This is a genomic window from Azospirillum sp. TSH64 (assembly GCF_003116035.1).
Taxonomy (GTDB): Bacteria; Pseudomonadota; Alphaproteobacteria; order Azospirillales; family Azospirillaceae; genus Azospirillum.
Genome location: NZ_LGQW01000015.1, coordinates 5,576,778 through 5,598,980 on the forward strand (window position 1 = coordinate 5,576,778; position 22,203 = coordinate 5,598,980).

Consider the following 22,203-nt stretch of genomic DNA (forward strand, 5'->3'; position numbering starts at 1 on the left):
CTCCGGCATCGGTCTTTCCGCTGCCGTGCGAGGGCGAGGCGAGTGTTCCCGATCCTCGTGCGCGCCGGCCAACCCCCAGGCCGGCGCGTTTTTCTTGTTCGCCAAGGCAGCGATTCAAACCGCAGACCGTCCCCCTTGGGAACCAACCGTCAGCGGCGGTGTTGGGATCGGCATGGTGTGATTCCTCCCTGAACCGCCAATCCTAGTCGCCGCCGGGCGCCGCCGCGACATCACGCGGGTGGCGCCGGCGGCGAATTTTTATCTGCCAAGATAACGGCCATGTCGCCGCCTCGCTTCTGTCAATCGGGGACTTTCACAAGCCGGCGCTTGCAACGCGTTTAATCCAACGTTAAGGACATCGGCACACGGTTGGGGCATGGCGTCTTTGGGCGCGCCCTCCGTTTCAAGGCCGGCGGATCTGTGCCGGCCGGGGTATCGCGTGGGCTGCCGCATCGGGTCCGGGTTTGTGCATGGAAGACCAAGAGTTGGATCGGTCCCTGATGGACGGCATTCCGCCGGATGAGCTGGCCGACTTCGCCCGGTGGCGGGAGCGCGTGCGCGGCACGAACATTTCCGAGAAGACGCTGCTGGCGACCGACTATCTCAATCACTTCAACGAAATCGTGATGCTGATCGAGATGATCCCGGACATGCCGGACATGCTGGAGGAATGCCGCATCTGGCAGCCCAAGAGCTATGCCGAGCATTTCCGCGACAGCGGCTTCTCCGACAAGGAGCTGGCGATCGAGGCCTACGGCCATGTGCCGTCCAAGTTCCTCCGCCCTTTCGAGGACACCATCGCCCAGGCCCATCAGGTGATCGCCCACACGCTGGAGCGGATCGGCACCGACATCGACAGCGGCGATCCCGACAAGCTGCGGGTGGACTGCCAGACCTCCGTCGCGATGATCCACCGCATCATCCAGATCGCCAACGGCATCATCCACGGCACCGCCCATGTGATGGAGCAGGGCGAGATCGATCTTTACCTGCAGAACGGCTGACGATCGGTACGCCGACCCGTACTTTCGTTCCAAATCATGCGTCTTACCAACGAAAAACTGGCCTTTTCAGTCACTTGTCCCGGCACGAATGGCGATTGATGGTGCACCCACCATTCGTTCGTTGCATGGCTCACTTGCTCCCCCTGGCACTATAGTCGGATCATAAAAGATAAGACGGAGGCGTGTTCATGCGTCCTCTGCGGGGGGAGATGGAGCATTGCCCATGAAGGGATGCGCATTCGCGCCGGCCGATGGCATGGCCGTGTCTGAACCGCGCGTGTGGCGGCCGGGTCCGCCCACCGATCACGCCGGCCCCATTCTTCCCGTCCAGCAACGGGGGGAGATGACGCAGCGCATGACGCCATCCGGACATTTGGACAGCTTCACCCGTGACCGGCTGCCGGCACCGTCACAGCGCCCCGACCTGATCCTCGACCGTCCGGAACTCCAGTATCCGCAGCGCCTCAACGCGGTCTCCGTCCTGATCGACGGCTGGCGCGAGCGCGGCTGGGACGGCCGCCCCTGCCTGATCGGCGGCGACGGCGAGGTCTGGAGCTATGGCCGGATGCGCGACACCGTCGACCGCATCGCCCGCGTCCTGACCGAGGATTACGGGCTGGTCACCGGCAACCGCGTCCTGCTGCGCGGCCCCAACACGCCGATGCTGGCCGCCTGCTGGCTGGCGGTGATCAAGGCCGGCGGGGTGCTGGTGCCGACCATGCCGCTGCTGCGCGCGCCCGAGCTGGCCGACGTGCTGAAGCGCGCCTCCATCGACATGGCGCTGTGCGACACGCATTTCCTCGATGACCTGGAAGAGGCGGCGCTGCCCTCGCTGCGCATTGTCGGCTTCCGCGACGGCGAGCTGGAACACCGCATCGCCACCAAGCCGCCCGGCTTCGAGGCCGCCGACACGGCGCAGGACGATGTGGCGCTGATCGCCTTCACCTCCGGCACCACCGGCACGCCGAAGGCCGCCGCCCATCTGCACCGCCATCTGCTGGCGATTTCCGACCTGTCGCCGCGCTCCGTGCTGGGGACGACGGCCGATGATGTCTTCTGCGGCTCGCCGACGCTGGCCTTCGCCTACGGGCTGGGCGGGCTGCTGCTGTTCCCGCTGCGCATCGGCGCCTCGGTGATCCTGCTGGAGCGCGGGACCGCCGACCGGCTGATCGAGGCTGCCACCCGCCACAAGGCGACGGTGATGTTCACCGTGCCGACCGTCTATCGCGGCATGATCGGCCGCATGGCCGCCGACCCGGCGCTGGCGAAGGGGCTGTCCGGCCTGCGCCTGTGTATCTCGGCCGGAGAGCCGCTGCCGCAGCAGACCTTCGAGGGCTGGCGCGACGCCACCGGCCTGGAAATCCTCGACAGCCTGGGCACCACCGAGCTGCTGAACGCCGTGCTGCATGCCGTGCCCGGCAATGTGCGCCCGGGCTCCACCGGCAAGCCGGTGCCGGGCTATGAGGCGATGGTGGTGGACGACCAGTTCCGCCGGCTTCCCCCCGGCCAAGTCGGCCGGCTGGCGGTGCGCGGGGCGACCGGCTGCCTCTATCTCGACGACCCGCGCCAGGAAAGCTATGTCCAGCAGGGCTGGAACCTGACCGGCGACGCCTTCCACGTCGATGAGGACGGCTTCTTCTGGTACCACGCCCGCACCGACGACCTGATCGTCTCGGCCGGCTACAAGATCTCCGGGCTGGAGGTCGAGAACATCCTGCTGAGCCACGACGCGGTGCAGGAATGCGCGGTGATCGCCGCGCCCGATCCGGTGCGCGGCACCATCCCCAAGGCCTTCGTCGTGCTGCGCGACGATGTCCGCCCCGACGAGCGTCTGGCGGAGGAGCTGCAAAGCTTCGTCAAGGACCACATCGCGCCCTACAAGTACCCCCGCGCGGTGGAGTTCCTCGACGCCCTGCCGCGGACGGAGACCGGCAAGGTCCAGCGCTTCAAGCTGCGCCGCCGCGCCTGGCAGCCGGACGAGGCGGAGTAGCGCTCCTAGCGGGAGAAGCCGGCGAAGCGGGTCAGCCGGATGTTGCGCGCCTCCAGCAGGGCGGCGAACTCCGGCCCGCGCAGATAGTCATATTCGGCGCGCCGCGGTTCGACCAGCGTGTCGACGCGGCGCAGCTCATCGTCGGGCAGGCCGGGGTGCACCATCACCAGCGTCCGGCCGCCGATCCCGTCCAGAAAACGGGACATCAGCTCGGCGAAGGGGCGGCTGCCGGCAAAGTCGTAGACTCCGGCGAAGCGGTCGTTGGCCGGGATGCCGCGGTCCCGCACCATGCGCCTCAGCCCGCCGCCCAGCCCGCCGATCAGCAGCGTCTTCGGCACCGCCACGCCCCGGCGCAATACCGCCGCCACCGGCTCGCCGCACAGGCGGACATAAGCGCCGGGCAAGGCGGCCAGCGCCTCCGCCACCGCATCGCGGACGACCGGCAACTGGTGGATGTGCTGGTGGCCGTCGATATAGTCGGGCGGCCCGCCCCAGGCGTCGGTGAAGGCGGCGATCTGGCGCGACAGTTCGTCACGGATCTCCGCCCGTGCCGCCGGCGCGTTCAGCCTCCCGCGATAGGCCCAGCCCATCAGCTGCCCCAGCGGCGGCAGCCGCCCGTCCGGCGCCAGCGTCGGCATCGGTCCCAGCGGCGGCTGGTCGGTCAGGGTGAAATGCAGCCCGACATCCGCCTTGCCCTTCAGCTCGCGCAACGCATCCGCCCCGCTGCGCCAGTGCGGGCAGAGGCTCATGACCGAGGTGGCGGTCAGCCGTCCCCGGGCGATCAGGTCGCGGATGGCGGCGTTGACGCCAGGAGCCAGCCCGTAATCGTCGGCGCAGAGCAGCAAGTGGGTGGGGGCGGTTTCGGTCATGGCCGGACGGGTGCGGGTGGCGAAGGTCCGGCCAAGATGGGAGGGCGGCCCGTGGCGATCAAGCAATACCGGTCCGGCGATGCCGCTCAGGCCGCTTTGCCGGCCGGTTCCGCCGCCGGCTTGCGGGCCTGCAGGGTGGCGAGCATCACGCCGGGCAGCACCAGAAGCACGCCCATCAGATGGAAGCCCTGCAACGGCTCGGACAGCATCAGCCAGGAGGCCAGCGCCGCCCACAGCGGCGACACGTACAGCGCGGTGGAGGCGCGCGCCGCCCCCATCATCACGATGGTCTTCTGATAGGCCAGCAGAGCCAGAACCGAGGCGAACAGCGCCACGGCGACGATCGACAGGACGGTGGAGACGGTGACGGGGACCGGCCGCACCGCCACCGTCTCCCACGCATAGAAGGGCGCCAGTACCAGCACGCCGGCCAGCGCATTGGCGGCGAAGGCGGTGACCACCGGCAGGGGTGTGCCCGATTGCCGCAGCAGGATGGTGTAGACCGACCAGGACACCGCCCCGGTCAGCACCAGCAGGTCGCCGCCGTTGAAGGACAGGTGCCGCAAGGCCTCCAGATCGCCGCGGGTCAGGATCACCAGCACGCCGGCCATCGCCAGCAGGATGCCGAGGATCTGCCGCAGCCGGATGGCGTCGCCCAGCCAGACCGCGGCCAGCGCCAGGATCATCGCCGGGCTGGTGGCATAGATCAGGCTGGCGTTGGTGGCGCTGGTCCGCTCCAGCCCGTAATAGACGATGGCGCCCGAAATCCCCTGGCCCAGCACGCCCAGCAGCAGATAGCGCCGCCATTGCGCCCTCAATCGGTGGCGGTGGGCCAGCAGGCCCGGCAGGGCGAAGGGCAGCACGATCAGGAAGGCGATCAGCCAGCGCCAGAAGGCCAGCCCGATCGGCGGCACCACATGCGCCGCCGCCCGCCCGACCACTGGGTTGGAGGCCAGCAGTGCCGACCCGACGATGTAGAGGCTGTAGGCGGCCAGTGGTCCGGACCGCAGGGAGGACGGCAGAAGCGGAAAGGGCATGCCGGACCGGTATCCGAAAAATGGTTCCATCACAGGTGCAACCCAGCCTAGCATGGGGCTCGCCGCCGGACTTCACGGCGGGTGCGCATGGCAGCCGACCGCCTCCATCGGCTGCGCGCATTTCCCCGGCGACCCACCCGCATGGCCTGATTCGCAGGGGCAGGAAGCTGCCGGTTCGGTCAACCGGATGGTTGGCTTTGCAACTGTTTCGTTTTCGGGGGCGAAAATGTATCCATACGGACGTATTGGCGCCACGAATTGTGCTCTGCGCCACGGTATAGCCACGTATGCATGTAGGCGTTGACAGGCGCCTTGGGCACGCGCCAAATGGCGGCGCTATTTCATAGGCGTTCTGGCAAATTTCCATACGCTCCAATCGGAATCGGGAGGCAAGACGAATGAAGCGCATCCTGCTGGGTGCCGGGCTTGGTATGGCCGCGGCGCTGGCGCTGTCGGCGCCGGCCCAGGCGGCGAAGACCCTTGTTTATTGCTCCGAGGGTAGCCCCGAAAACTTCAACCCCATGTTGAACACGACCGGCACCAGCTTCGACGTTGCTCTTCCGGTCTACAACAACCTCGTCCAGTTCGAGCATGGCGGCACCAAGGTCGTTCCCGGCCTGGCGGAATCCTGGACCATCTCCGACGACGGGCTGGTCTACACCTTCAAGCTGCGCGCCGGTGCCAAGTGGCACAGCGTCGGCGATTTCAAGCCGACCCGCGATGCCAACGCCGAAGATGTGATCTTCTCGTTCGAGCGCCAGTGGAAGCCGGATCATCCCTTCCACAAGATCTCCGGCGGCGCCTACGATTACTTCAACGACATGGCGATGCCCAAGTTGTTGAAGTCGATCGAGAAGGTCGACGACCTGACGGTCAAGTTCACGCTGAACGCGGTCGAGGCGCCGTTCCTGGCCAACCTCGCCATGCCGTTCGCCCCGATCATGTCGGCCGAATATGGCGCGATGCTGCTGAAGAAGGGCACGCCGGAGAAGCTGGACCAGGTTCCGGTCGGCACCGGTCCCTTCCAGTTCGTCGCCTACCAGAAGGACGCCGTCATCCGGTACAAGGCGTTCGAGCAGTATTGGGGCGGCAAGCAGCCGCTCGACAACCTCGTCTTCGCGATCACGCCCGATGCGGCGGTTCGTCTGGCCAAGCTGAAGGCCAACGAATGCCAGATCATGCCGTACCCGAATCCGGCCGACATCGACGGCATGAAGAAGGACACCTCCATCGTCGTCCAGGAGCAGGAAGGCCTGAACGTCGGTTACGTCTCCTTCAACGTGACGAAGAAGCCGTTCGACGACGTGCGGGTCCGCCGCGCCGTCAGCATGGCGCTCGACAAGAAGGCGACGGTCGCCGCGGTTTATCAGGCTGCCGGCGTCCCGGCCAAGAACCCGATCCCGCCGACCATGTGGTCGTACAACAACGCCATCGAGGATTATCCCTACGACGTCGAGCGCGCCAAGAAGCTGCTCGCCGACGCGGGCTATCCCAACGGCTTCGAGACCGACCTGTGGGCGATGCCGGTGCAGCGCCCGTACAACCCCAACGCCAAGCGCGTCGCCGAGATGATGCAGGCCGATCTGGCCAAGGTCGGCATCAAGGCGAAGATCGTGCAGTACGAGTGGGGTGAGTACCGCAAGCGGATGCAGCAGGGCGAGCACCAGATGGGCATGCTCGGCTGGACCGGCGACAACGGCGATCCGGACAACTTCCTCTACACCCTGCTGGGTTGCGAGGCTGCGCGTCCGGGCGGCAACAACCTGTCGAAGTGGTGCAACAAGGAGTTCGACGACCTCGTCGTCCAGGCCAAGCGCACCACCGACATCGCCGCGCGCACCAAGCTGTACGAGCAGGCGCAGGTCATCTTCAAGGAAGAGGCCCCGTGGTACACCATCGCCCATTCGGTGGTTTACATGGGCCTCGCCAAGAATGTCGTCGGCTACAAGATGGACCCGTTCGGCATCCATCGCTTCGAAGGCGTCGACCTGAAGTGATGCGTGACGCGCCCCTGCAAAAAGGGGGTGCGGCGCCGGGTGTACCGGGTTGGAGGCCTTGGGGTTCCGCGCCTCCAACCCTTTGAACAGAGTGGCATTCCCAACCCTGCGCAAGCGGGGAAGGGCCGGAGTGGGGGCAGGTGCCCCTGATGGAACGGGGCGTTGCCAAGTCAGCGCTCCGTTCCAGTTTTCACCGTAGTTTTAAAAAACGAGTACCCGTCGATGCTTCGCTTCATCCTGACGCGGGTAAGCTTGGTGATTCCGACTTTTCTCGGCATCACCTTTCTGACCTTCATCCTGATCCGGCTGGTTCCCGGCGACCCCATCGAGGTGCGCGTCGGCGAACGGGGTATCGCGCCCGAACGGCTGGCCGCCCTCCGCCATGAACTGGGTCTCGACCAATCGCTCTGGCAACAGTTCCTCGATTATGTCGGCAACGTGCTGTCCGGCGATTTCGGCCTGTCGCTGGTCACCCACAATTCGGTGCTGAGCGAATTCATCACCCTGTTCCCGGCGACGCTCGAACTGGCGCTCTGCGCCATGCTGTTCGCGACGCTGGTGGGCTTGCCGGCCGGCATCCTGGCGGCGGTCAAGCGCGGGTCGCTGTTCGACCATGGCGTGATGGGCGCCAGCCTGACCGGCTATTCCATGCCGATCTTCTGGTGGGGCCTGCTGCTGATCCTGTTCTTCTCGGTCGCGCTGGGCTGGACCCCGGTCTCGGGGCGCCTGGATCTGGTTTATTACGTGGAGCCGGTGACCGGCTTCATGCTGATCGACACGCTGATGGCCGGCGATTACGAGGCGTTCCGCTCGGCGTTGTCGCATCTGATCCTGCCGACCATCGTGCTCGGCACCGTGCCGCTGGCCGTGGTGGCGCGCATGACGCGTTCGGCCATGCTGGAGGTGCTGGGCGAGGATTACATCCGCACCGCCCGCGCCAAGGGCCTGGACAGCGGCCGGGTCATCGGCATGCATGCGCTGCGCAACGCGCTGATCCCGGTGGTGACCGTGATCGGCCTGCAGGTCGGCACGCTGCTGGGCGGCGCCATCCTGACCGAGACCATCTTCTCCTGGCCGGGCGTCGGCAAATGGCTGATCGAATCAATCAACCGCCGCGACTATCCGGCCCTGCAGGGCGGCGTCCTGCTGATCGCCACCTCGGTGATCCTGGTCAATCTGCTGGTGGACGTGCTGTACGGCGTCCTCAACCCCCGCATCCGTCACGCGCGGTGAGGCCAATCCATGTCCGCTGAAACCTCGACCAACGCAGAATCCGCAGTCACAGTGTCGCGCCCGCCGCACCCGCTGACCGAGTTCTGGTATCACTTCAAGCAGAACAAGGGCGCGCTCGGCGGCCTGGTGGTGATCGCGCTGATCGCGCTGATCGCCATCTTCGCCGGCGTCATCGCCCCGCACCACCCCGACATCCAGTACCGCGACGCCATCCTGACCCCGCCGGTCTGGCAGGAGGGCGGGAGCTGGAGCTACATCCTGGGCACCGACGACATCGGCCGCGACATGATGTCCCGCCTGATGTACGGCGCGCGGCTGTCGATGATGATCGGCCTGATCGTCGTCACCCTGTCGCTGGCCGTCGGGCTGGGGCTGGGGCTGGTCGCCGGCTTCTTCGGCGGCATGGCCGACGTGCTGATCATGCGCGCCATGGACATCCTGCTGGCGCTGCCGTCGCTGCTGCTGGCGGTGGTGGTGGCCGCCATCCTCGGGCCGGGGCTGGTGAACGCCATGCTGGCGGTGTCGGTGGTGGTGATCCCGCACTATGCCCGCCTGACCCGCGCCGCCGTGCTGGCCGAGGTGAACAAGGACTATGTCGTCGCCTCGCGCGTCGCCGGGGCCGGGCCGCTGCGCCTGATGCTGATCGTGGTTCTGCCCAACTGCGTCGCTCCGCTGATCGTGCAGGCGACGCTGGGCTTCTCCACCGCCATCCTGGACGCCGCGGCGCTGGGCTTCCTCGGCCTCGGCGCGCAGCCGCCGACGCCGGAATGGGGTACCATGCTGGCCTCCTCGCTGCAGTTCCTCCAGCGCGCCCCCTGGGTCGTGACCTGGCCCGGCATCGCCATCCTGGTGACGGTGCTGGCCTTCAATCTGTTGGGCGACGGTCTTCGCGACGCGCTCGACCCCAAGCTGAAGCGTTGACCTCATGCCTCTTCTCGACATCAAGAACCTGTCGGTCGAGTTCACCACCCGCGCCGGCACTTTCCGCGCGGTGGATGGCATCGACCTGACCGTGGACGAAGGCGAGGTCGTCGGCATCGTCGGCGAATCCGGCTCCGGCAAGTCCGTCACCTCTCTTGCGGTGATGGGGCTGCTCGGTTCCAACGGCCGCGTCGTCGCCGACCGGATGATGTTCGGCGGCCGCGACCTGCTGACCATGCCCGCCGCCCAGCGCCGGAAGATCACCGGCAAGGACGTCGCCATGGTCTTCCAGGAGCCGATGACCAGCCTGAACCCCTGCTTCACCGTCGGTTTCCAGATCATGGAGACCCTGCGTGTGCATGAGGGGCTGTCCGGCAAGGCGCTGCGCAACCGCGCCATCGCGCTGCTGGAGCAGGTCGGCATCCCCGCGCCGGAGACACGCCTGTCGGCCTTCCCGCACCAGCTGTCGGGCGGAATGAACCAGCGCGTGATGATCGCCATCGCCATCGCCTGTAACCCGCGCCTGCTGGTGGCGGACGAGCCGACGACGGCGCTGGACGTCACCATCCAGAAGCAGATCCTCGACCTGCTGGTCCAGCTGCAGCGCGAACGCGGCATGGCGCTGATCCTGATCACCCATGACATGGGCGTGGTGGCGGAGACGGCCCAGCGCGTCGTCGTCATGTATGCCGGCCAAGTGGCGGAGACGAGGCCCGTCCAGTCCCTGTTCGAGCGGCCGCGCCATCCCTACACCGGCGCCCTGCTGGACGCGCTGCCGGAGCGGGCGCTCGGTAAGCGCCGTCTGCCGACGATTCCCGGCATGGTGCCGGGCATCGCCGACCGGCCGGCCGGCTGCCTGTTCAGCCCGCGCTGCCGCTTCGCCGACGCGCGCTGCCGGGCCGAGCGCCCGGCGCTGTTCGATGTGGACGACGGGCGCGCGCGCTGTTTCTACCCGCTGCCGGACGGCCATCCCGCCGCCGGGGAGGCGCTGTGATGACCATCCGGACCGAAACCCAGAACGAACCCCATATCTTCGAGGCCTCGGCCGGCAATTCGGTTGTGCTGGAGGCCCGCGACCTTCGCAAGCACTATGCGGTCAAGCGCGGCGCCTTCAAGCCGATGGCGACGGTGAAGGCTCTGGACGGCGTGTCCTTCCGCCTCCAGGCCGGCAAGACGCTGGCGGTGGTCGGCGAATCGGGCTGCGGCAAGTCGACGCTGGCCCGCTCCGTCACCATGATCGAGCCGCCGACCTCCGGCGAACTGCATTATGACGGCCGCGACGTGGTCGGGCGCAGTGCCGCGGAGATGAAGGAGCTGCGCCGCACGGTGCAGATGGTCTTCCAGAATCCCTACGGCTCGCTGAACCCGCGCAAGACGGTCGGCTCCATCCTGACCGAGCCGCTGGTCATCAACACCGCCATGGACAAGCACGAGCGGCGCGACCGCGCGGTGGCCATGATGGGGAAGGTGGGCCTGCGCCCCGATCAGGTCGACCGCTATCCGCACATGTTCTCCGGCGGCCAGCGCCAGCGCATCGCCATCGCCCGCGCCCTGATGCTGAATCCGCGCGTCGTCGTCGCCGACGAGCCGGTGTCGGCGCTCGACGTGTCGATCCAGGCGCAGGTGCTGAACCTGATGATGGATTTGCAGGAAGAGCTGAACCTCGCCTACCTGTTCATCTCCCACGATCTCAGCGTGGTGCGGCACATCGCCGACTCGCTGATGGTGATGTATCTGGGCAAGCCGGTGGAGCATGGCGCCAAGGACGTGGTGTTCACCCGTCCGCGCCATCCCTACACCCGCATCCTGCTGGCGGCGACGCCGCGGGTGAACCCGGATCTCCGCCTCGACCGGGTGGTGCCGAAGGGCGAACTGCCGTCGCCGCTGAACCCGCCGCCGGGCTGCGCCTTCCACAAGCGCTGCCCCTTCGCCACCGAGCGCTGCTCGGCGGAGGTTCCGCCGCTGCGCCCCGTCGATGAGCGGCTGGTGGCCTGTCACTACGCCGAAAAGATGGACTGACCGGCGGCAGGACACGTGCCCTTTCGGTCTGCCCTGACGATGAGCCCGGCCCCCCTTGCGGCGGCCGGGCTATCTTTGCTCCACTGAAGCGGCCTCCCTGCGATGGAGTCCGCACCATGGCCCTTCGCCGCCTTGCCGCCTTCTGCCTGCCGCTCCTCCTTGCCCTTGCCGATCCAGCCGCTGCGGCCAGCGTCGACTGTGCCCGGGCCCGCGCCGGAACAGGGGCGGCGGAGGGAAAGCCGATCTGTTCGACACCGGCGCTCGGCGCACGGCTGCGCATGGTTCCGCAGACCGAAGGGCAGCCGGGCAGCCGCCTCCATATCCGGGCCGAGCGGCCGGAGATCGCCGATCCGGCCACGCCCGGAGCCGCGTTCTTCAATGAGACGGTGCGCCGTTTCGTCGAGGGCGAAGTCCGCTCGTTCCGCGAAAGCTCGGCCGATCTGCCGGAGGGGATCGAGGCGGAGCTGGTCCTGACCGCCGATGTCCACGTCGTCGCCCCCGGTCTGCTGTCGGTCCAGTTCCTGGGTGAAGGGGTGCAGGGCAACGGCTTCCGCTACGCGGCGGCGCTGACGGTCGATCTTGTGCGCGAGCAGGTGCCGACACCGGCGCAGATGTTCGGCACCGCCTCCTGGCCGGCGACTGCGATTTCCGCCTGCCGGGCGGCGCTCGGCCCCGATCTGGCGGCGGAGTGTGACGGCCCCGACCTGACGGATCCGCGCAGCTGGCGGTTCGAGCCGGACCGGGCGGTGGCGACCCTGTTGCTGCCGGGCAAGGAGTTGCGGGAAATCGCCCTGCCGTTCCATCCGCCCGTCCGGTGAAATGCCCATCACTGAAACAGAGGGGGCAAAGCGGCTGTTGAGTGCGGCGGCCGTCTTCTTTACGGTTGGCCCGATTCGTTTCTCAGCAGTCCTATCAGGGAGAGTGCCGCCATGCCGTCGTTCGACATCGTGTCCGAGACGGACGTCCACGAGATCGACAACGCTCTCGCCGGCGTCCGCCGCGAGATCGAAACCCGGTTCGACTTCAAGGGCTCCAAATGCACGGTGGAGCGGACCGAGAACGAGATCGTTCTGCTGGCCGACGACGCGCCGAAGCTGGCGCAGATGCAGGAACTGCTGCGCGTCTATGTGACCCGCCGCAAGCTCGACGCCGCGGCGCTGGACTTCACCGCGCAGCCGCAGCGCGCCGCGGGTGATGCCCTGCGCCACACCGTGACGATCAAGCAGGGGATCGCGCAGGATCTGGCGAAGACCATCGTCAAAGGGATCAAGGACAGCAAGATGAAGGTCCAGGTCTCGATCCAGGGCGACGAGCTGCGGGTGACGGGCAAGAAGCGCGACGACCTGCAGGACGCCATCGCCGTGGTCAAGCGGATGGGCATCGAGCAGCCCTTGCAGTACCAGAACTTCCGCGACTGACCTCCAGCCGGCTTGGTCCCGGCCCGGTTCGGCCCGACCCGGCAAGGCGAGGCAAGCCTTGCCGGGCGGCTGGGAATCTTCTGCCGGGTGGCTGGGAAATTTTTGCCGGTCAAATCGTCGCAGGGGCGGCGCCGGCCCTTGTGAATCGCCGGTTGTGGTGATGGCGTGATTTTTGCGTGTGTCCCTGCGGTTCGCCACAAACCGCCGGGGATGGTCCCATGTCGATGATGGCCAACAGCGAGGCCACGCAAGCCATGCGCATCAGGGCGGAAGACGTCCTGGAGCGCAAAGGGACGTCCGCGTCCCGGCAGGCGGGTGCGCTGGCCGGCCAGTTCGCGGCGATGCTGGAAACCCTGAACGGGGTCGGGGAGGGCGACGCCTCCGGTGCCGGTGGCACGGAAGTGGTGGCGAACGCCCAGCCCTCCGTCCGCCTCGGCGTCGGTGCCGTCACCCTGTTCGCGCAGGAGGACGGGCAGGGCGGGGCCGGCATGGCCGCCTCATCCCCGGTGCCCGACCCGCAGGACCCCGCGACCGCGATGCAGGTGGTGGAAAGCGCCATCCAGACCGGCAACGGGGCCAATTTCCGCTGGCTGACCACCCTGCTGACCCAGAACTCCGCAGCCTGATTTCTGCTGCCTGATTTCTGCGGCCAGTACTCTGCGGCCAGATTTCTCCGGCCTGAGTCCGGCCGCGTCGAGAAATCTCCGTTCAGAACCCCCGGCCGAACTCGGCCCAGGACATCGCGACGTCCGGCGACTCCGGCTTGCGCTTGCCGCCGCCATGGCGGGTGCGGAAACCGGCGAACAGATCCGGCAGGGCGATCTGCGGGAACGAAGCGGGACAACCGACTCCCGCAGGGGCGAAGCCGGCGGGAGCCAGAGCGGCGGAACCGGCGAACAGGCGGGTCAGGATGCTGGACATCGTGCGATTTCCCCTGGCTGCGGCGCAGCTCGTCAGCGCCGGTGAACATGGACCGATGATGCGCCTCTCTCTGCACCGCAACAAGATATTCTGTATACCAGATACCGTATTTCAAATATGTGTGCGCCGCATGGCTCCACCTTGACAGTTCTGTTCGCAAGGCAAGCAATCGGTGCATGCCTGCTACCGTGAAAAAGCGAGACTTTTCAACGCATTCCACGATGTGGAAAAGAATAACGCATTCGGTATCCGGTATTTGGAATACGGATTGTTGAGGCGCACAGTCATGTCCGAACGGCGCAGGACGCGGTGCGATGCGGGTGGCCCGCCACAGCGGACAGCCACACCCCGCCGGTCCTGCGCCCCCACGCTCAATGGGACTTTGGGGCATGACCACAGAGACGACCGAAGACCGCGGTCTTCTGCACAACAAATGGTTCCAGCTCAGCGTCGGCCTGCTGTGCATGGCGATGATCGCGAACCTGCAATATGGCTGGACGCTTTTCGTCGATCCCATCGATGCCAAGCATGGCTGGGGACGCGCGGCCATCCAGATCGCCTTTTCCATCTTCGTCTTCACCGAAACCTGGCTGGTCCCGGTCGAGGGCTGGTTCGTCGACCGCTACGGCCCGCAGGTGGTGGTTCTGGTCGGCAGCCTGCTGGTCGGCGGCTCCTGGGTGATCGACAGCCAAGCCACGTCGCTGCCGATGCTCTACACCGCGGCGGTGATCTCCGGCATCGGCGCCGGCTGCGTCTATGGCACCTGCGTCGGCAATGCGCTGAAATGGTTCCCGCAGCAGCGCGGCCTCGCCGCCGGCGTCACCGCCGCCGGCTTCGGCGCCGGTGCCGGCGCCACGGTCATTCCCATTGCCAACATGATCGCCAGCCAAGGCTACGAGCAGGCCTTCCTGGTCTTCGGCATCGGGCAGGGCGTGGTGATCTTCGTGCTGTCCTTCTTCCTGCGCAAGGCGCCGAAGTCGAGCGGCCCGGTGCGCAAGAGCGGGCTTGCCCAGACCAAGATCGACCATCCGCCGTCCCGCGTCATCCGCACCCCGGTCTTCTGGCTGCTCTACGTCATGTTCGTGATGGTGGCCTCCGGCGGACTGATGGCGGCGGCCCAGATCGCGCCGATCGCCCATGACTTCCACGTCGCCGATTCGCCGATCAACATGTTCGGCCTCGTCCTGCCGGCGCTGACGCTGGCGATCTCCATCGACCGCATCCTCGACGGCGCCGGCCGGCCCTTCTTCGGCTGGGTGTCCGACCGCATCGGTCGCGAGAACACCATGTTCATCGCCTTCGGCATCGCCGCACTCGCCATCATCCTGGTGACGCAGCTCGGCCGCAACCCGGTGATGTTCGTGATCTTCACGGCGATGTTCTTCTGCGTCTTCGGCGAGATCTACAGCCTGTTCCCGGCCACCGCCGGCGACACCTTCGGCTCGAAGTTCGCGGCGACCAACGCCGGCATGCTCTACACCGCCAAGGGCACGGCGGCGCTGCTGGTCCCGCTCAGCAGCATCATCGCCAGCCATTTCGGGTGGCACGCCGTGTTCTACATCGCCGCCAGCTTCAATCTGGTCGCCGCGGTGCTGGCATTGTTCGTCCTGAAGCCACTGCGCGCGGCCTTCATCCAGGCCGACGATTACGGCCTTCAGGCGGCACCGGCCACCGCCGAGCGCTGAGGGCGGGTTCTCCTCAACGCCCCAGCTTCGCCCAGGCCGCCCAATCGTCGAGAGAGGTGCGGGCGGCCGCGACCAGGGCATCGGCAAAGGCTTCCTGCGCCCCGGCCTCCAAGGCCGGGGCGTCGCCATATCCGGCGCGCAGTCGCAGCCGCCGCAGCATGCCGCCCTCCTGCTGCACCACGCGCAGCCGGACCTTCTCGCCGAAGCGGCCGCGCATGACGGAGCGGAGGTCGCCCAGCCCGTCGATCAGCCCAAGCGCCAGCGCCCGGCGCCCGGCCCAGAAGGCACCGGAGAACAACTCCTCCTCCGGCCCGGTCAGGCGGGTGCCGCGACGGGCCCGCACCATCGCCTTGAACGCCTCGTGCACGTCGGCCTGGAGGGCCTTCAGATGGGCGACCCCGTCCTCCCGTTCCGGCGAAAAGGGGTCGAGCAGCACCTTCTTGTCGCCGGCGGTGTAGAGGCGCCGTTCGATGCCGTGGCGCTCGATCAGCCCATGCAGCCCGAAGCCGGACGACACCACGCCGATGGAGCCGACGATGGAGCTTTCGTCGGCCCAGATCTCGTCCGCCGCGCAGGCCAGCCAGTAGCCGCCCGAGGCGGCGGCATCCTCGCAGAAGGCGAAGACCGGCACCTTCTTCTCCTCGGCTAGATCGCGGATCCGCTTGGCGATCAGCGCCGACTGCACCGGCGACCCGCCCGGCGAGTTGACGACCAGCGCCACCGCCTTCTGGTCCTTGGGCGCGAAGGCGCGTTCCAGCAGCGGGGCGACGCCGGCCAGCGTCAGGCCGGAGCGCAAGGGGCCGCCCTGGCCGATGACCCCGGTCAGGCGGACGACGGACACCAGCGGCCCGGCCTTGCGCCAGGGGCCGAAGGGGAGTTTGGCGAGGAGGGATTTCAGGCTCATGCCGGCAGAGATGGGATTGAAGTCTCCCGATTGAAAGGCGCAGGTCCTGTTAAATTGGCCCCGCTAAATCGGGAGCGCTTCCGCGTCGCGCAGCACCCGCTCCGCCTCCGGGCTATAGCCGCCTTCGGCCCTGTGCACCGTCAGGCCGGCGGTCAGGCGGGCCGGCGCCCTGCCGCCCTTGCGCGCGACCAGCAGCAGCCGCTTGGCCTCCACCCCCGGCTTGGGCCACAGCGGCACCAGGACCAGGCTGCCGAAGCGGCCGCGCAGTGCCTGCAGGATGTCGTCGATCCGGTCGGCGCGGTGGACCATGGTCAGGGTGCCGCGCGGCTTCAGCATGCGGTTGGCGAAGCGCACCCAGTCGGCCAGTTGCGCCGTCCCTTCGACATTCGCGGCGGCCTTCCAGCCGTCGGGCGGGACGCTGGCGGCACCGGCCTTCAGATAGGGCGGGTTCATCATCACCCGGTCGAATCCGGCGCTGCCGAGCGCGTCCGGCGGTGCCAGCAGGTCGCCTTCCACCACCGTCACCCGCTCCGCGACACCGCTGAGCGTGGCATTGCGGCGGGCGAAGGCGCAGGCGTCGGCCCGCTGTTCCAGCCCCACAACAGACACACCCGGCACCCGGACGGCGAGGCAGAGTGCCGCAGCCCCGGTGCCGGTGCCGACATCCAGCACCCGCTCGCCGTCGCCGGCGGCGGTGATGGCGGCGAGGAAGACCGGATCGATGGCCGCGCGATAGCCGCCGTCGGGCTGGAGCAGCCTGACCCGGCCGTTCAGCAGGAAATCCACGGGTAAAGCCACTGGCGCTTCGATGCTTTGTTCCGGAACCGGAAGGATCGTGTCGTTCACGCTTCGCCGGCCTCGCGCAGGATGCGGACGGCCTGTGCGGCGTCGTCCGTATCGACCATCAGCCGCCGCGGAATGGCACCGATCGATCCCTCAAGGATGCTGGTGTAGCTGTCCAGCACGATGGCCTCGATCCCGGCATCGGCAAGCAGGGCGACCAGCCAGGACAGGCGGACGGGATCGGTGGTGCGCAGCAGTTCGGTCATGGTTTCTCGAAAGGACGGGCGTCTCGAAATAACGGCCCCCTGCGGACTTGACCGAAGAGCCTAGGCCGTTATGCTCCCTAGCGCAAATTCTGGCGTCAATCATCCGTGGAGTCGACCTTGGCGGTCGTGACCAACTTCGAGCCGAAACGGCGCAAGTCTACCCCGCTCGACGACCTGACCGCTTTGGTGGCCGAGGACCTCAGCGCCGTCAACCAGATCATCCTCGACCGCATGCAGTCGCAGGTCGAGATGATTCCCCAGCTGGCCGGCTATCTGATCGCCGCCGGCGGCAAGCGCCTGCGTCCGGTGCTGACGCTGGCGGCCGCCAACCTGTGCGGCTACCAGGGCGAGCATCACCGGCTGCTGGCCGCGGTGGTGGAGTTCATCCACAGCGCGACCCTGCTGCACGACGACGTAGTCGACGAGAGCGACCTGCGCCGCGGCATGGCCTCGGCCAACGCGGTGTTCGGCAACAAGGCCAGCGTGCTGGTCGGCGATTTCCTGTTCTCCCGCGCCTTCGAGATGATGGTGGAGGTGCAGTCGCTCGACGTGCTGCGCATCCTGTCCGGTGCCTCCGCCATCATCGCCGAGGGCGAGGTGCTGCAGCTGCGCACCACCAACGACACCGAGACCAGCGAGCAGGCCTATCTCGAGGTCATCAAGGGCAAGACGGCGGAGCTGTTCGCCGCCGCCTGCCGCGTCGGCGCCGTCGTCGCCAACCGCCCGCAGGCGGAGGAGCTGGCGCTCTACGATTACGGCATGAATCTCGGCATCGCCTTCCAGCTGGTCGACGACGTGCTGGATTATTCGGCCCTGCAGGCGAAGCTCGGCAAGACGGTCGGCGACGATTTCCGCGAGGGCAAGATCACCCTGCCGGTGGTGCTGGCCTTCCGCCGCGGCAATGACGAGGAACGTGCCTTCTGGCGCCGGGTGATGGAGGAGCTGGACCAGAAGGACGGCGACCTCGAACATGCCCAGGCGCTGATGGCCCGCCACAATGCCCTGAAGGACACGGTGGAGCGTGCGCGCCATTACGGCTCCATCGCCCGCGACAGCCTTGGGCTGTTCGCCGACGGCCCGGTCAAGCAGGCGCTGCTGGAAGTCATTGATTTCGTGATCGATCGCGATTTCTGACAAGGCTGCGGCGAGGGTGGATCGACGGTCCTGATCTTTTTGACGATGACGCATTTTTTGCGTTGCGCACCCGGTCCGGACCGTTTATACACCCGCTCCACCGACGGACGGCGCACTTCAGGGTGACAGGCCGGCGGTGACAGGACCGGAGAGTAGCTCAGCCTGGTAGAGCACTGCTTTCGGGAGGCAGGGGCCGGAGGTTCGAATCCTCTCTCTCCGACCATAAGGACAAGGGCTTCCGGAGAAATCCGGGAGCCCTTCGTCATTTTGGGCCATCGTCTCGGGGCCATCGCTTCAGGGCCGCGCCAGACCCTCACACCGTGCACAGGAAACGCCGCTCCGTCCCTTCCAGCACCAGGGCGGTCAGGCGGTTGGTGGCGTAGGCGCCGGTGTCGATGCCGATGCGGTTGGGCAGCAGTTCCGGTTCCGGCGCGATGGTGTGGCCATGGACGACCATTTTGCCATGGTCGGCGCGCGACGCCAGGAAGGTCTCGCGGATCCACAGCCGGTCCTGGTCCTCCTGCCGGTCGAGCGGGACGCCAGGACGGACGCCGGCATGGACGAAGTGGTAGTCGCCGATGGTCAGATGGTTGCGCAGGCCCGTCAGGAAGGCACGGTGATTGGCGGGCAGCAGGCTGTTCAGCATCAGCTGCGCTTGTTGTAGATGTTCAACCGGCGCATCGGGGTCGGGGGCCGGGATGCCGTAGCTCTCCAGGGTCGCGTCGCCGCCATAGGTCAGCCAGCCGGGGGCGACGCGCAGGTCTGACAGGAAGCCCAGCATCGTGTCCTCATGGTTGCCGCGCAGGAACACGGCGCCGAAGGCCGGCGGCAGCCCGCAGGCCAGCCGTTCGATCACCAGCCGCGAATCCGGGCCGCGGTCGACGTAATCACCGAGGAAGACGAGGTATTTCAGCAGGTTCGGCGCCTGGTCGGCATCGCGGGCGATCTGGCCCAGCATCTGGTCCAAGAGGTCGAGCCGGCCATGGATGTCGCCGACCGCATAGACGCGCATGCCGCGCGGCACCGTCGCCGGTCCGGTCCGCCCGGCCGAGGAAACGCTCGACGTGGCGTCAGCCCACAGTTTCCGTGCCAAGCTCAACACGCGGCAGTTCTCGTTTTTGTCACAGTTCACCCACTCAGCTGTGTCCGGGCCGCCGGCTCTTCAAGGGGGCGACGGGGCTTCTTCTGTTGCACCGCATTCACGCCATTCGAGGCGATGGCGAGCACTTCGGCGAGGGTGACGGTCCGGCCGCTGTAACGGGCATGTGGTTTCAATCCATTGCGAAACGAAGGGCTTCGGCGATTCCACTTTGACATGGAGGGGGGACGCGGTGAACTCTTCGGTCGATCAGAGCGGACCCGATCCGCAGTGCGTCCAGCCAAAAAAGGCCCCCGCAGCATCATGACCAACGACCATAAGAACCGCTCCACCGGAGGATTCGCCCTTTCCCGCCGCACGCTGGGGCAGGCCGCCATTGCCGGCGGCGTGCTGGCCGGCTTCGGCCGTGCGCCGGTCTTCGCGCAGGACACCACGCTCAAGGTCGGCGTGCTGCTGCCGCGTTCCGGCCTGCTGGCCCAGGCGGGCCAGGCCTGCCAGCGCGGCGCCGACATCGCGCCGGCGGTGCTGTCCGAACTCGGCTACAAGGTCGAGGTGATGTCGGCCGACACCGAATCGAACGCCGACGTCGCCCGTTCGCGCACGGAAAAGCTGATCAACGACGGCGCCCATGTTATCGTCGGCGCCTTCGACAGCGGCCAGACCGCCGCCGCCGCCCAGGTCTGCGAACAGCGCGGCGTGCCGCTGGTGATGAACATCGCCGCCGCCGACAAGCTGACCGAGCAGGGCTACAAGACCGTCTTCCGCAACTTCCCGACCTCCACCATGCTGGTGACGAACGGGATGTCGCTGATGAAGGACCTGTTCGCCGCCACCGGCACCACGCCGAAGACCGCCGTGTTCCTGCACGCCAACGACACCTTCGGCATGGCGAACAAGGCCGCCATCGACGCGCTGTTCCCCAAGCTGGACATGCCATTCCAGATCGTGGAGTCGATCTCCTACGATCCCAAGGCGCAGGATCTGGCGGTCGAGGTGGCGAAGGCCAAGGGCACCGGGGCCGAGCTTGCCATCGTCACCACCCGCGCCAACGACGCCATCATGATGGTGCGCGAGATGGTGAAGCAGCGCTGGGAGCCCAAGGGCATCGTCTCCCCCGGCTCGCCCGGCCTCTATGACGAGCAGTTCTACAAGGTGCTGGGCAAATACGCCGACTTCGCCATCACCAACCTGCCCTGGTACGATCCCAAGGCTGCGATGACCAAGCGGGTCGAGGCGGCCTTCAAGAAGCAGTTCCCGAACGACCGCTTCGAGGGCTATGCCTTCAACGTCGCCTTCACCTTCGAGGCGATCCTGATCGCCGCCGACGCCTTCAAGCGCACCGGCACGGCGGAAGCATCGGCGATGCTGGCGGCCCTGCGCCAGACCAACCTGTCTGACAAACTGATGGTCGGCCCGGCGATCACTTTCGACGACAAGGGCCAGAACACCAACCTGATCTCCGCCTGCATCCAGAACCACAAGCTGCGCCCGACCGTGGTGCTGCCGAAGGCCTCGGCCGAAGCAGAGCCGGTGTTCCCGATGCCGGGCTGGGGCAAGCGGGCGTAAGCCGGTCCTCTTGTGACGCCCTCTCCCCCGTTCCGGGGGAGAGGGCTGCTTCAGCTCCCCGGCGCCCGCGGTGCGCTCCAGTTGCGCAGCACGCTCACCACGCGCAGCACGAACACCGCCAGCGCACCGACCACCGCGACCGGCACCGGCGGCAGGTCCAGGCGGTTGCCGGCGATCACCACCGCGGCCCCCAGCAGCGAGGCCATGGCATAGATCTCCTCGCGCAGCACCCGCGGCACCTCCGCCACCAGCAGGTCGCGCATCGCCCCGCCGCCGCAGGCCGTCATCACTCCCAGAAGGGCGGCCGGCAGCGGGCTCAGCCCATAGGCCAGCGCCTTGCCGCAGCCGGCGACGGTGAACAGCCCGAGGCCGGCGGCGTCCAGCACCATCACCGGCTTGCCCAGCCGGTTGATCGGGCCATGGAACAGGAAGGCGGTCAGCCCGGCGGCCAGCGCCACCATCAGATAGCTGTCGTCGCGCAGGCTGGCCGGCGGCAGCGCGCCGATCAGCAGGTCGCGCACCACGCCGCCGGCCAGCGCCGCCGCCAGCGACAACACCATCACCCCGAACAGGTCGAGCCGCTTGCGCACCGCCAGCGTGCCGCCGCTGAGGCCGAAGACGAACACGCCGATGAAATCCATCACCGTCAGCAGGGCGGAGAGGTCGGTCGGCATCGGAATGGGAAGCGGCGGCATGGGCGGGCTCTGGCAAAGTCGTGTGCCCAGCGATTGAGCACAGCCGCGCCCGCCGCGCCAAGCGAAACCTCCGCTACACCGTGTCGGGCACCGACAACCGGATGCCCATCCGCCGCGCCTCCAGCATGAAGGCGCGGGTCATCTGCAACAGGTCGGTGCGCCAGTAGAGCTGGGTCAGCGGCTCGTCCAGGAAGTCTTCCGGCAGCATGGCGTAGCAATAGGTCTCCACCACCCGGATCTCCTGTTTCCAGGGATCGACGCCGTCGCGCCAGCCGATGGTCCAGCCGGCATGGCCGGCGCCGATGGCCCAGCGTTCGAAATGCGGGGCGATGGTGTTGCTGTCGATGGGGTCCTTCACCGGCACCTGATAGAGCGCGACGAAGCGCCGGACATTCAGCTGAAGCCGCATCAGCAGCGAATCGCCAAAGGCGCCAATGCGATAGAGGCAGTCGGGCGAGCCGGGGGCATGGCTGAAGGTCACCTCGGCCCGCCGCAGCTCGCTCAGCGGCGTGGCGGACGGGGCATCGGCCAGCGGCGGCGTCTCATACTCGACGGCCCGCAGATCCTCGACCACGTCATGGGTCAGCATGTGGGAAACGCGGCTCTGCGCCTCGGCGATGGTCAGGCGGGTCAAGGGGCTGGTCCCTTCGGGCAAGTTGCAA

22 protein-coding genes and 1 tRNA gene are annotated in these 22,203 nt (G+C 67.4%); 14 read left to right on the forward strand and 9 right to left on the reverse strand.

Going from position 1 to position 22,203, the window contains the following annotated elements; translation table 11 throughout:
* The first annotated feature begins 500 nt into the window (after positions 1 to 500).
* Positions 501 to 1,004 carry a hypothetical protein gene (locus TSH64_RS26670; RefSeq protein WP_109449707.1) on the forward strand — a complete coding sequence of 168 codons (504 nt, stop codon included), beginning with the start codon at positions 501 to 503 and terminating at the stop codon, positions 1,002 to 1,004.
* Between the two features lie 355 nt (positions 1,005 to 1,359).
* Complete coding sequence (locus tag TSH64_RS26675) at positions 1,360 to 2,994, forward strand: AMP-binding protein (RefSeq protein WP_109453056.1); 1,635 nt, start codon at positions 1,360 to 1,362, stop codon at positions 2,992 to 2,994.
* Between the two features lie 5 nt (positions 2,995 to 2,999).
* Here the strand turns inward: TSH64_RS26675 and TSH64_RS26680 are convergent, their stop codons facing one another.
* Together TSH64_RS26680 and TSH64_RS26685 are read right to left on the reverse strand one after the other, a co-directional pair.
* Positions 3,000 to 3,929, reverse strand: coding sequence for a ChbG/HpnK family deacetylase (locus TSH64_RS26680; RefSeq protein WP_247873163.1), 930 nt, complete (start codon positions 3,927 to 3,929; stop codon positions 3,000 to 3,002).
* A 20-nt stretch (positions 3,930 to 3,949) separates the two neighbouring features.
* Positions 3,950 to 4,900 (reverse strand): DMT family transporter, encoded by a 951-nt coding sequence (locus tag TSH64_RS26685; RefSeq protein WP_247873164.1) that lies wholly within the window; start codon positions 4,898 to 4,900, stop codon positions 3,950 to 3,952.
* Positions 4,901 to 5,298: 398 nt separating this feature from the next.
* Here TSH64_RS26685 and TSH64_RS26690 point away from each other — a divergent pair, with 398 nt between their 5' ends.
* The 8 genes from TSH64_RS26690 to TSH64_RS26725 all read left to right on the forward strand — a co-directional run bounded on the left by TSH64_RS26690 (position 5,299) and on the right by TSH64_RS26725 (position 13,114).
* Positions 5,299 to 6,897, forward strand: coding sequence for an ABC transporter substrate-binding protein (locus TSH64_RS26690; protein WP_109449711.1), 1,599 nt, complete (start codon positions 5,299 to 5,301; stop codon positions 6,895 to 6,897).
* Positions 6,898 to 7,119: 222 nt separating this feature from the next.
* Positions 7,120 to 8,130: an ABC transporter permease subunit gene (locus tag TSH64_RS26695; RefSeq protein ID WP_109050116.1), complete on the forward strand. Its 1,011-nt coding sequence runs from the start codon at positions 7,120 to 7,122 to the stop codon at positions 8,128 to 8,130.
* 9 nt (positions 8,131 to 8,139) lie between these two features.
* Positions 8,140 to 9,051 carry an ABC transporter permease subunit gene (locus tag TSH64_RS26700; protein ID WP_199237671.1) on the forward strand — a complete coding sequence of 304 codons (912 nt, stop codon included), beginning with the start codon at positions 8,140 to 8,142 and terminating at the stop codon, positions 9,049 to 9,051.
* 4 nt (positions 9,052 to 9,055) lie between these two features.
* On the forward strand, positions 9,056 to 10,045 hold the full coding sequence (locus tag TSH64_RS26705) for an ABC transporter ATP-binding protein (RefSeq protein WP_098737512.1): 990 nt from the start codon (positions 9,056 to 9,058) through the stop codon (positions 10,043 to 10,045).
* The gene (locus tag TSH64_RS26710; RefSeq protein ID WP_247873165.1) at positions 10,045 to 11,070 is read left to right on the forward strand and encodes a peptide ABC transporter ATP-binding protein; all 1,026 of its coding nucleotides are present in this window, start codon (positions 10,045 to 10,047) and stop codon (positions 11,068 to 11,070) included. Before TSH64_RS26705 ends, TSH64_RS26710 begins: the two co-directional genes overlap by 1 nt.
* 116 nt (positions 11,071 to 11,186) lie before the next feature.
* On the forward strand, positions 11,187 to 11,888 hold the full coding sequence (locus tag TSH64_RS26715; RefSeq protein WP_109449715.1) for a hypothetical protein: 702 nt from the start codon (positions 11,187 to 11,189) through the stop codon (positions 11,886 to 11,888).
* 111 nt (positions 11,889 to 11,999) lie between these two features.
* Entirely contained in the window at positions 12,000 to 12,488 is a 489-nt protein-coding gene (locus tag TSH64_RS26720) for a YajQ family cyclic di-GMP-binding protein (RefSeq protein WP_098737515.1), read from the forward strand.
* 218 nt (positions 12,489 to 12,706) lie between these two features.
* A complete protein-coding gene (locus tag TSH64_RS26725) occupies positions 12,707 to 13,114 on the forward strand; it encodes a hypothetical protein (RefSeq protein WP_109449717.1) in 408 nt (135 codons plus the stop codon).
* An 82-nt stretch (positions 13,115 to 13,196) separates the two neighbouring features.
* Here TSH64_RS26725 and TSH64_RS26730 read toward each other — a convergent pair whose 3' ends face one another.
* Entirely contained in the window at positions 13,197 to 13,409 is a 213-nt protein-coding gene (locus TSH64_RS26730; protein ID WP_109449720.1) for a hypothetical protein, read from the reverse strand.
* A 389-nt stretch (positions 13,410 to 13,798) separates the two neighbouring features.
* On the opposite strand from TSH64_RS26730, the gene oxlT reads away from it, so the two are divergent.
* Complete coding sequence (gene oxlT, locus TSH64_RS26735) at positions 13,799 to 15,094, forward strand: oxalate/formate MFS antiporter (RefSeq protein WP_109449722.1); 1,296 nt, start codon at positions 13,799 to 13,801, stop codon at positions 15,092 to 15,094.
* Positions 15,095 to 15,107: 13 nt separating this feature from the next.
* On the opposite strand, the gene TSH64_RS26740 is transcribed toward oxlT, so the two are convergent.
* The 3 genes from TSH64_RS26740 to TSH64_RS26750 form a co-directional block, all read right to left on the reverse strand.
* Positions 15,108 to 15,998: a S49 family peptidase gene (locus tag TSH64_RS26740; protein WP_109449724.1), complete on the reverse strand. Its 891-nt coding sequence runs from the start codon at positions 15,996 to 15,998 to the stop codon at positions 15,108 to 15,110.
* A gap of 63 nt (positions 15,999 to 16,061) precedes the next feature.
* A complete protein-coding gene (locus tag TSH64_RS26745) occupies positions 16,062 to 16,796 on the reverse strand; it encodes a methyltransferase (protein WP_247873166.1) in 735 nt (244 codons plus the stop codon).
* 44 nt (positions 16,797 to 16,840) lie between these two features.
* On the reverse strand, positions 16,841 to 17,047 hold the full coding sequence (locus tag TSH64_RS26750) for a DUF2007 domain-containing protein (RefSeq protein ID WP_109449728.1): 207 nt from the start codon (positions 17,045 to 17,047) through the stop codon (positions 16,841 to 16,843).
* Positions 17,048 to 17,164: 117 nt separating this feature from the next.
* On the opposite strand from TSH64_RS26750, the gene TSH64_RS26755 reads away from it, so the two are divergent.
* Together TSH64_RS26755 and TSH64_RS26760 are read left to right on the forward strand one after the other, a co-directional pair.
* Positions 17,165 to 18,181, forward strand: a complete 1,017-nt coding sequence (locus tag TSH64_RS26755; RefSeq protein WP_109449731.1) for a polyprenyl synthetase family protein — start codon at positions 17,165 to 17,167, stop codon at positions 18,179 to 18,181.
* A 146-nt stretch (positions 18,182 to 18,327) separates the two neighbouring features.
* Positions 18,328 to 18,404 (forward strand) — tRNA-Pro (locus tag TSH64_RS26760).
* A 90-nt stretch (positions 18,405 to 18,494) separates the two neighbouring features.
* Here the strand turns inward: TSH64_RS26760 and TSH64_RS26765 are convergent.
* Positions 18,495 to 19,283 carry a metallophosphoesterase family protein gene (locus TSH64_RS26765; RefSeq protein ID WP_109449733.1) on the reverse strand — a complete coding sequence of 263 codons (789 nt, stop codon included), beginning with the start codon at positions 19,281 to 19,283 and terminating at the stop codon, positions 18,495 to 18,497.
* 300 nt (positions 19,284 to 19,583) lie between these two features.
* Between TSH64_RS26765 and TSH64_RS26770 the strand changes: the two genes are divergently transcribed.
* The gene (locus TSH64_RS26770; RefSeq protein WP_109449735.1) at positions 19,584 to 20,846 is read left to right on the forward strand and encodes an ABC transporter substrate-binding protein; all 1,263 of its coding nucleotides are present in this window, start codon (positions 19,584 to 19,586) and stop codon (positions 20,844 to 20,846) included.
* A gap of 50 nt (positions 20,847 to 20,896) precedes the next feature.
* Here TSH64_RS26770 and TSH64_RS26775 read toward each other — a convergent pair whose 3' ends face one another.
* Both TSH64_RS26775 and TSH64_RS26780 read right to left on the reverse strand, forming a co-directional pair.
* Complete coding sequence (locus TSH64_RS26775; RefSeq protein WP_109449737.1) at positions 20,897 to 21,541, reverse strand: trimeric intracellular cation channel family protein; 645 nt, start codon at positions 21,539 to 21,541, stop codon at positions 20,897 to 20,899.
* A gap of 73 nt (positions 21,542 to 21,614) precedes the next feature.
* Positions 21,615 to 22,175, reverse strand: a complete 561-nt coding sequence (locus TSH64_RS26780; protein WP_109449739.1) for a hypothetical protein — start codon at positions 22,173 to 22,175, stop codon at positions 21,615 to 21,617.
* Positions 22,176 to 22,203 lie beyond the last annotated feature (28 nt).

What these genes read in the sequence shown, in the direction of transcription:
- TSH64_RS26730 (WP_109449720.1), bottom strand. Translation starts at nt 13,409, where the DNA reads ATGTCCAGCATCCTGACCCGCCTGTTCGCCGGTTCCGCCGCTCTGGCT.
- oxlT (WP_109449722.1), top strand. Translation starts at nt 13,799, where the DNA reads ATGACCACAGAGACGACCGAAGACCGCGGTCTTCTGCACAACAAATGG.
- TSH64_RS26715 (WP_109449715.1), top strand. Translation starts at nt 11,187, where the DNA reads ATGGCCCTTCGCCGCCTTGCCGCCTTCTGCCTGCCGCTCCTCCTTGCC.
- TSH64_RS26705 (WP_098737512.1), top strand. Translation starts at nt 9,056, where the DNA reads ATGCCTCTTCTCGACATCAAGAACCTGTCGGTCGAGTTCACCACCCGC.
- TSH64_RS26675 (WP_109453056.1), top strand. Translation starts at nt 1,360, where the DNA reads ATGACGCCATCCGGACATTTGGACAGCTTCACCCGTGACCGGCTGCCG.
- TSH64_RS26725 (WP_109449717.1), top strand. Translation starts at nt 12,707, where the DNA reads ATGTCGATGATGGCCAACAGCGAGGCCACGCAAGCCATGCGCATCAGG.
- TSH64_RS26695 (WP_109050116.1), top strand. Translation starts at nt 7,120, where the DNA reads ATGCTTCGCTTCATCCTGACGCGGGTAAGCTTGGTGATTCCGACTTTT.
- TSH64_RS26670 (WP_109449707.1), top strand. Translation starts at nt 501, where the DNA reads ATGGACGGCATTCCGCCGGATGAGCTGGCCGACTTCGCCCGGTGGCGG.
- TSH64_RS26750 (WP_109449728.1), bottom strand. Translation starts at nt 17,047, where the DNA reads ATGACCGAACTGCTGCGCACCACCGATCCCGTCCGCCTGTCCTGGCTG.
- TSH64_RS26775 (WP_109449737.1), bottom strand. Translation starts at nt 21,541, where the DNA reads ATGCCGCCGCTTCCCATTCCGATGCCGACCGACCTCTCCGCCCTGCTG.
- TSH64_RS26720 (WP_098737515.1), top strand. Translation starts at nt 12,000, where the DNA reads ATGCCGTCGTTCGACATCGTGTCCGAGACGGACGTCCACGAGATCGAC.
- TSH64_RS26690 (WP_109449711.1), top strand. Translation starts at nt 5,299, where the DNA reads ATGAAGCGCATCCTGCTGGGTGCCGGGCTTGGTATGGCCGCGGCGCTG.
- TSH64_RS26700 (WP_199237671.1), top strand. Translation starts at nt 8,140, where the DNA reads ATGTCCGCTGAAACCTCGACCAACGCAGAATCCGCAGTCACAGTGTCG.
- TSH64_RS26770 (WP_109449735.1), top strand. Translation starts at nt 19,584, where the DNA reads ATGACCAACGACCATAAGAACCGCTCCACCGGAGGATTCGCCCTTTCC.
- TSH64_RS26740 (WP_109449724.1), bottom strand. Translation starts at nt 15,998, where the DNA reads ATGAGCCTGAAATCCCTCCTCGCCAAACTCCCCTTCGGCCCCTGGCGC.
- TSH64_RS26710 (WP_247873165.1), top strand. Translation starts at nt 10,045, where the DNA reads ATGACCATCCGGACCGAAACCCAGAACGAACCCCATATCTTCGAGGCC.
- TSH64_RS26685 (WP_247873164.1), bottom strand. Translation starts at nt 4,900, where the DNA reads ATGCCCTTTCCGCTTCTGCCGTCCTCCCTGCGGTCCGGACCACTGGCC.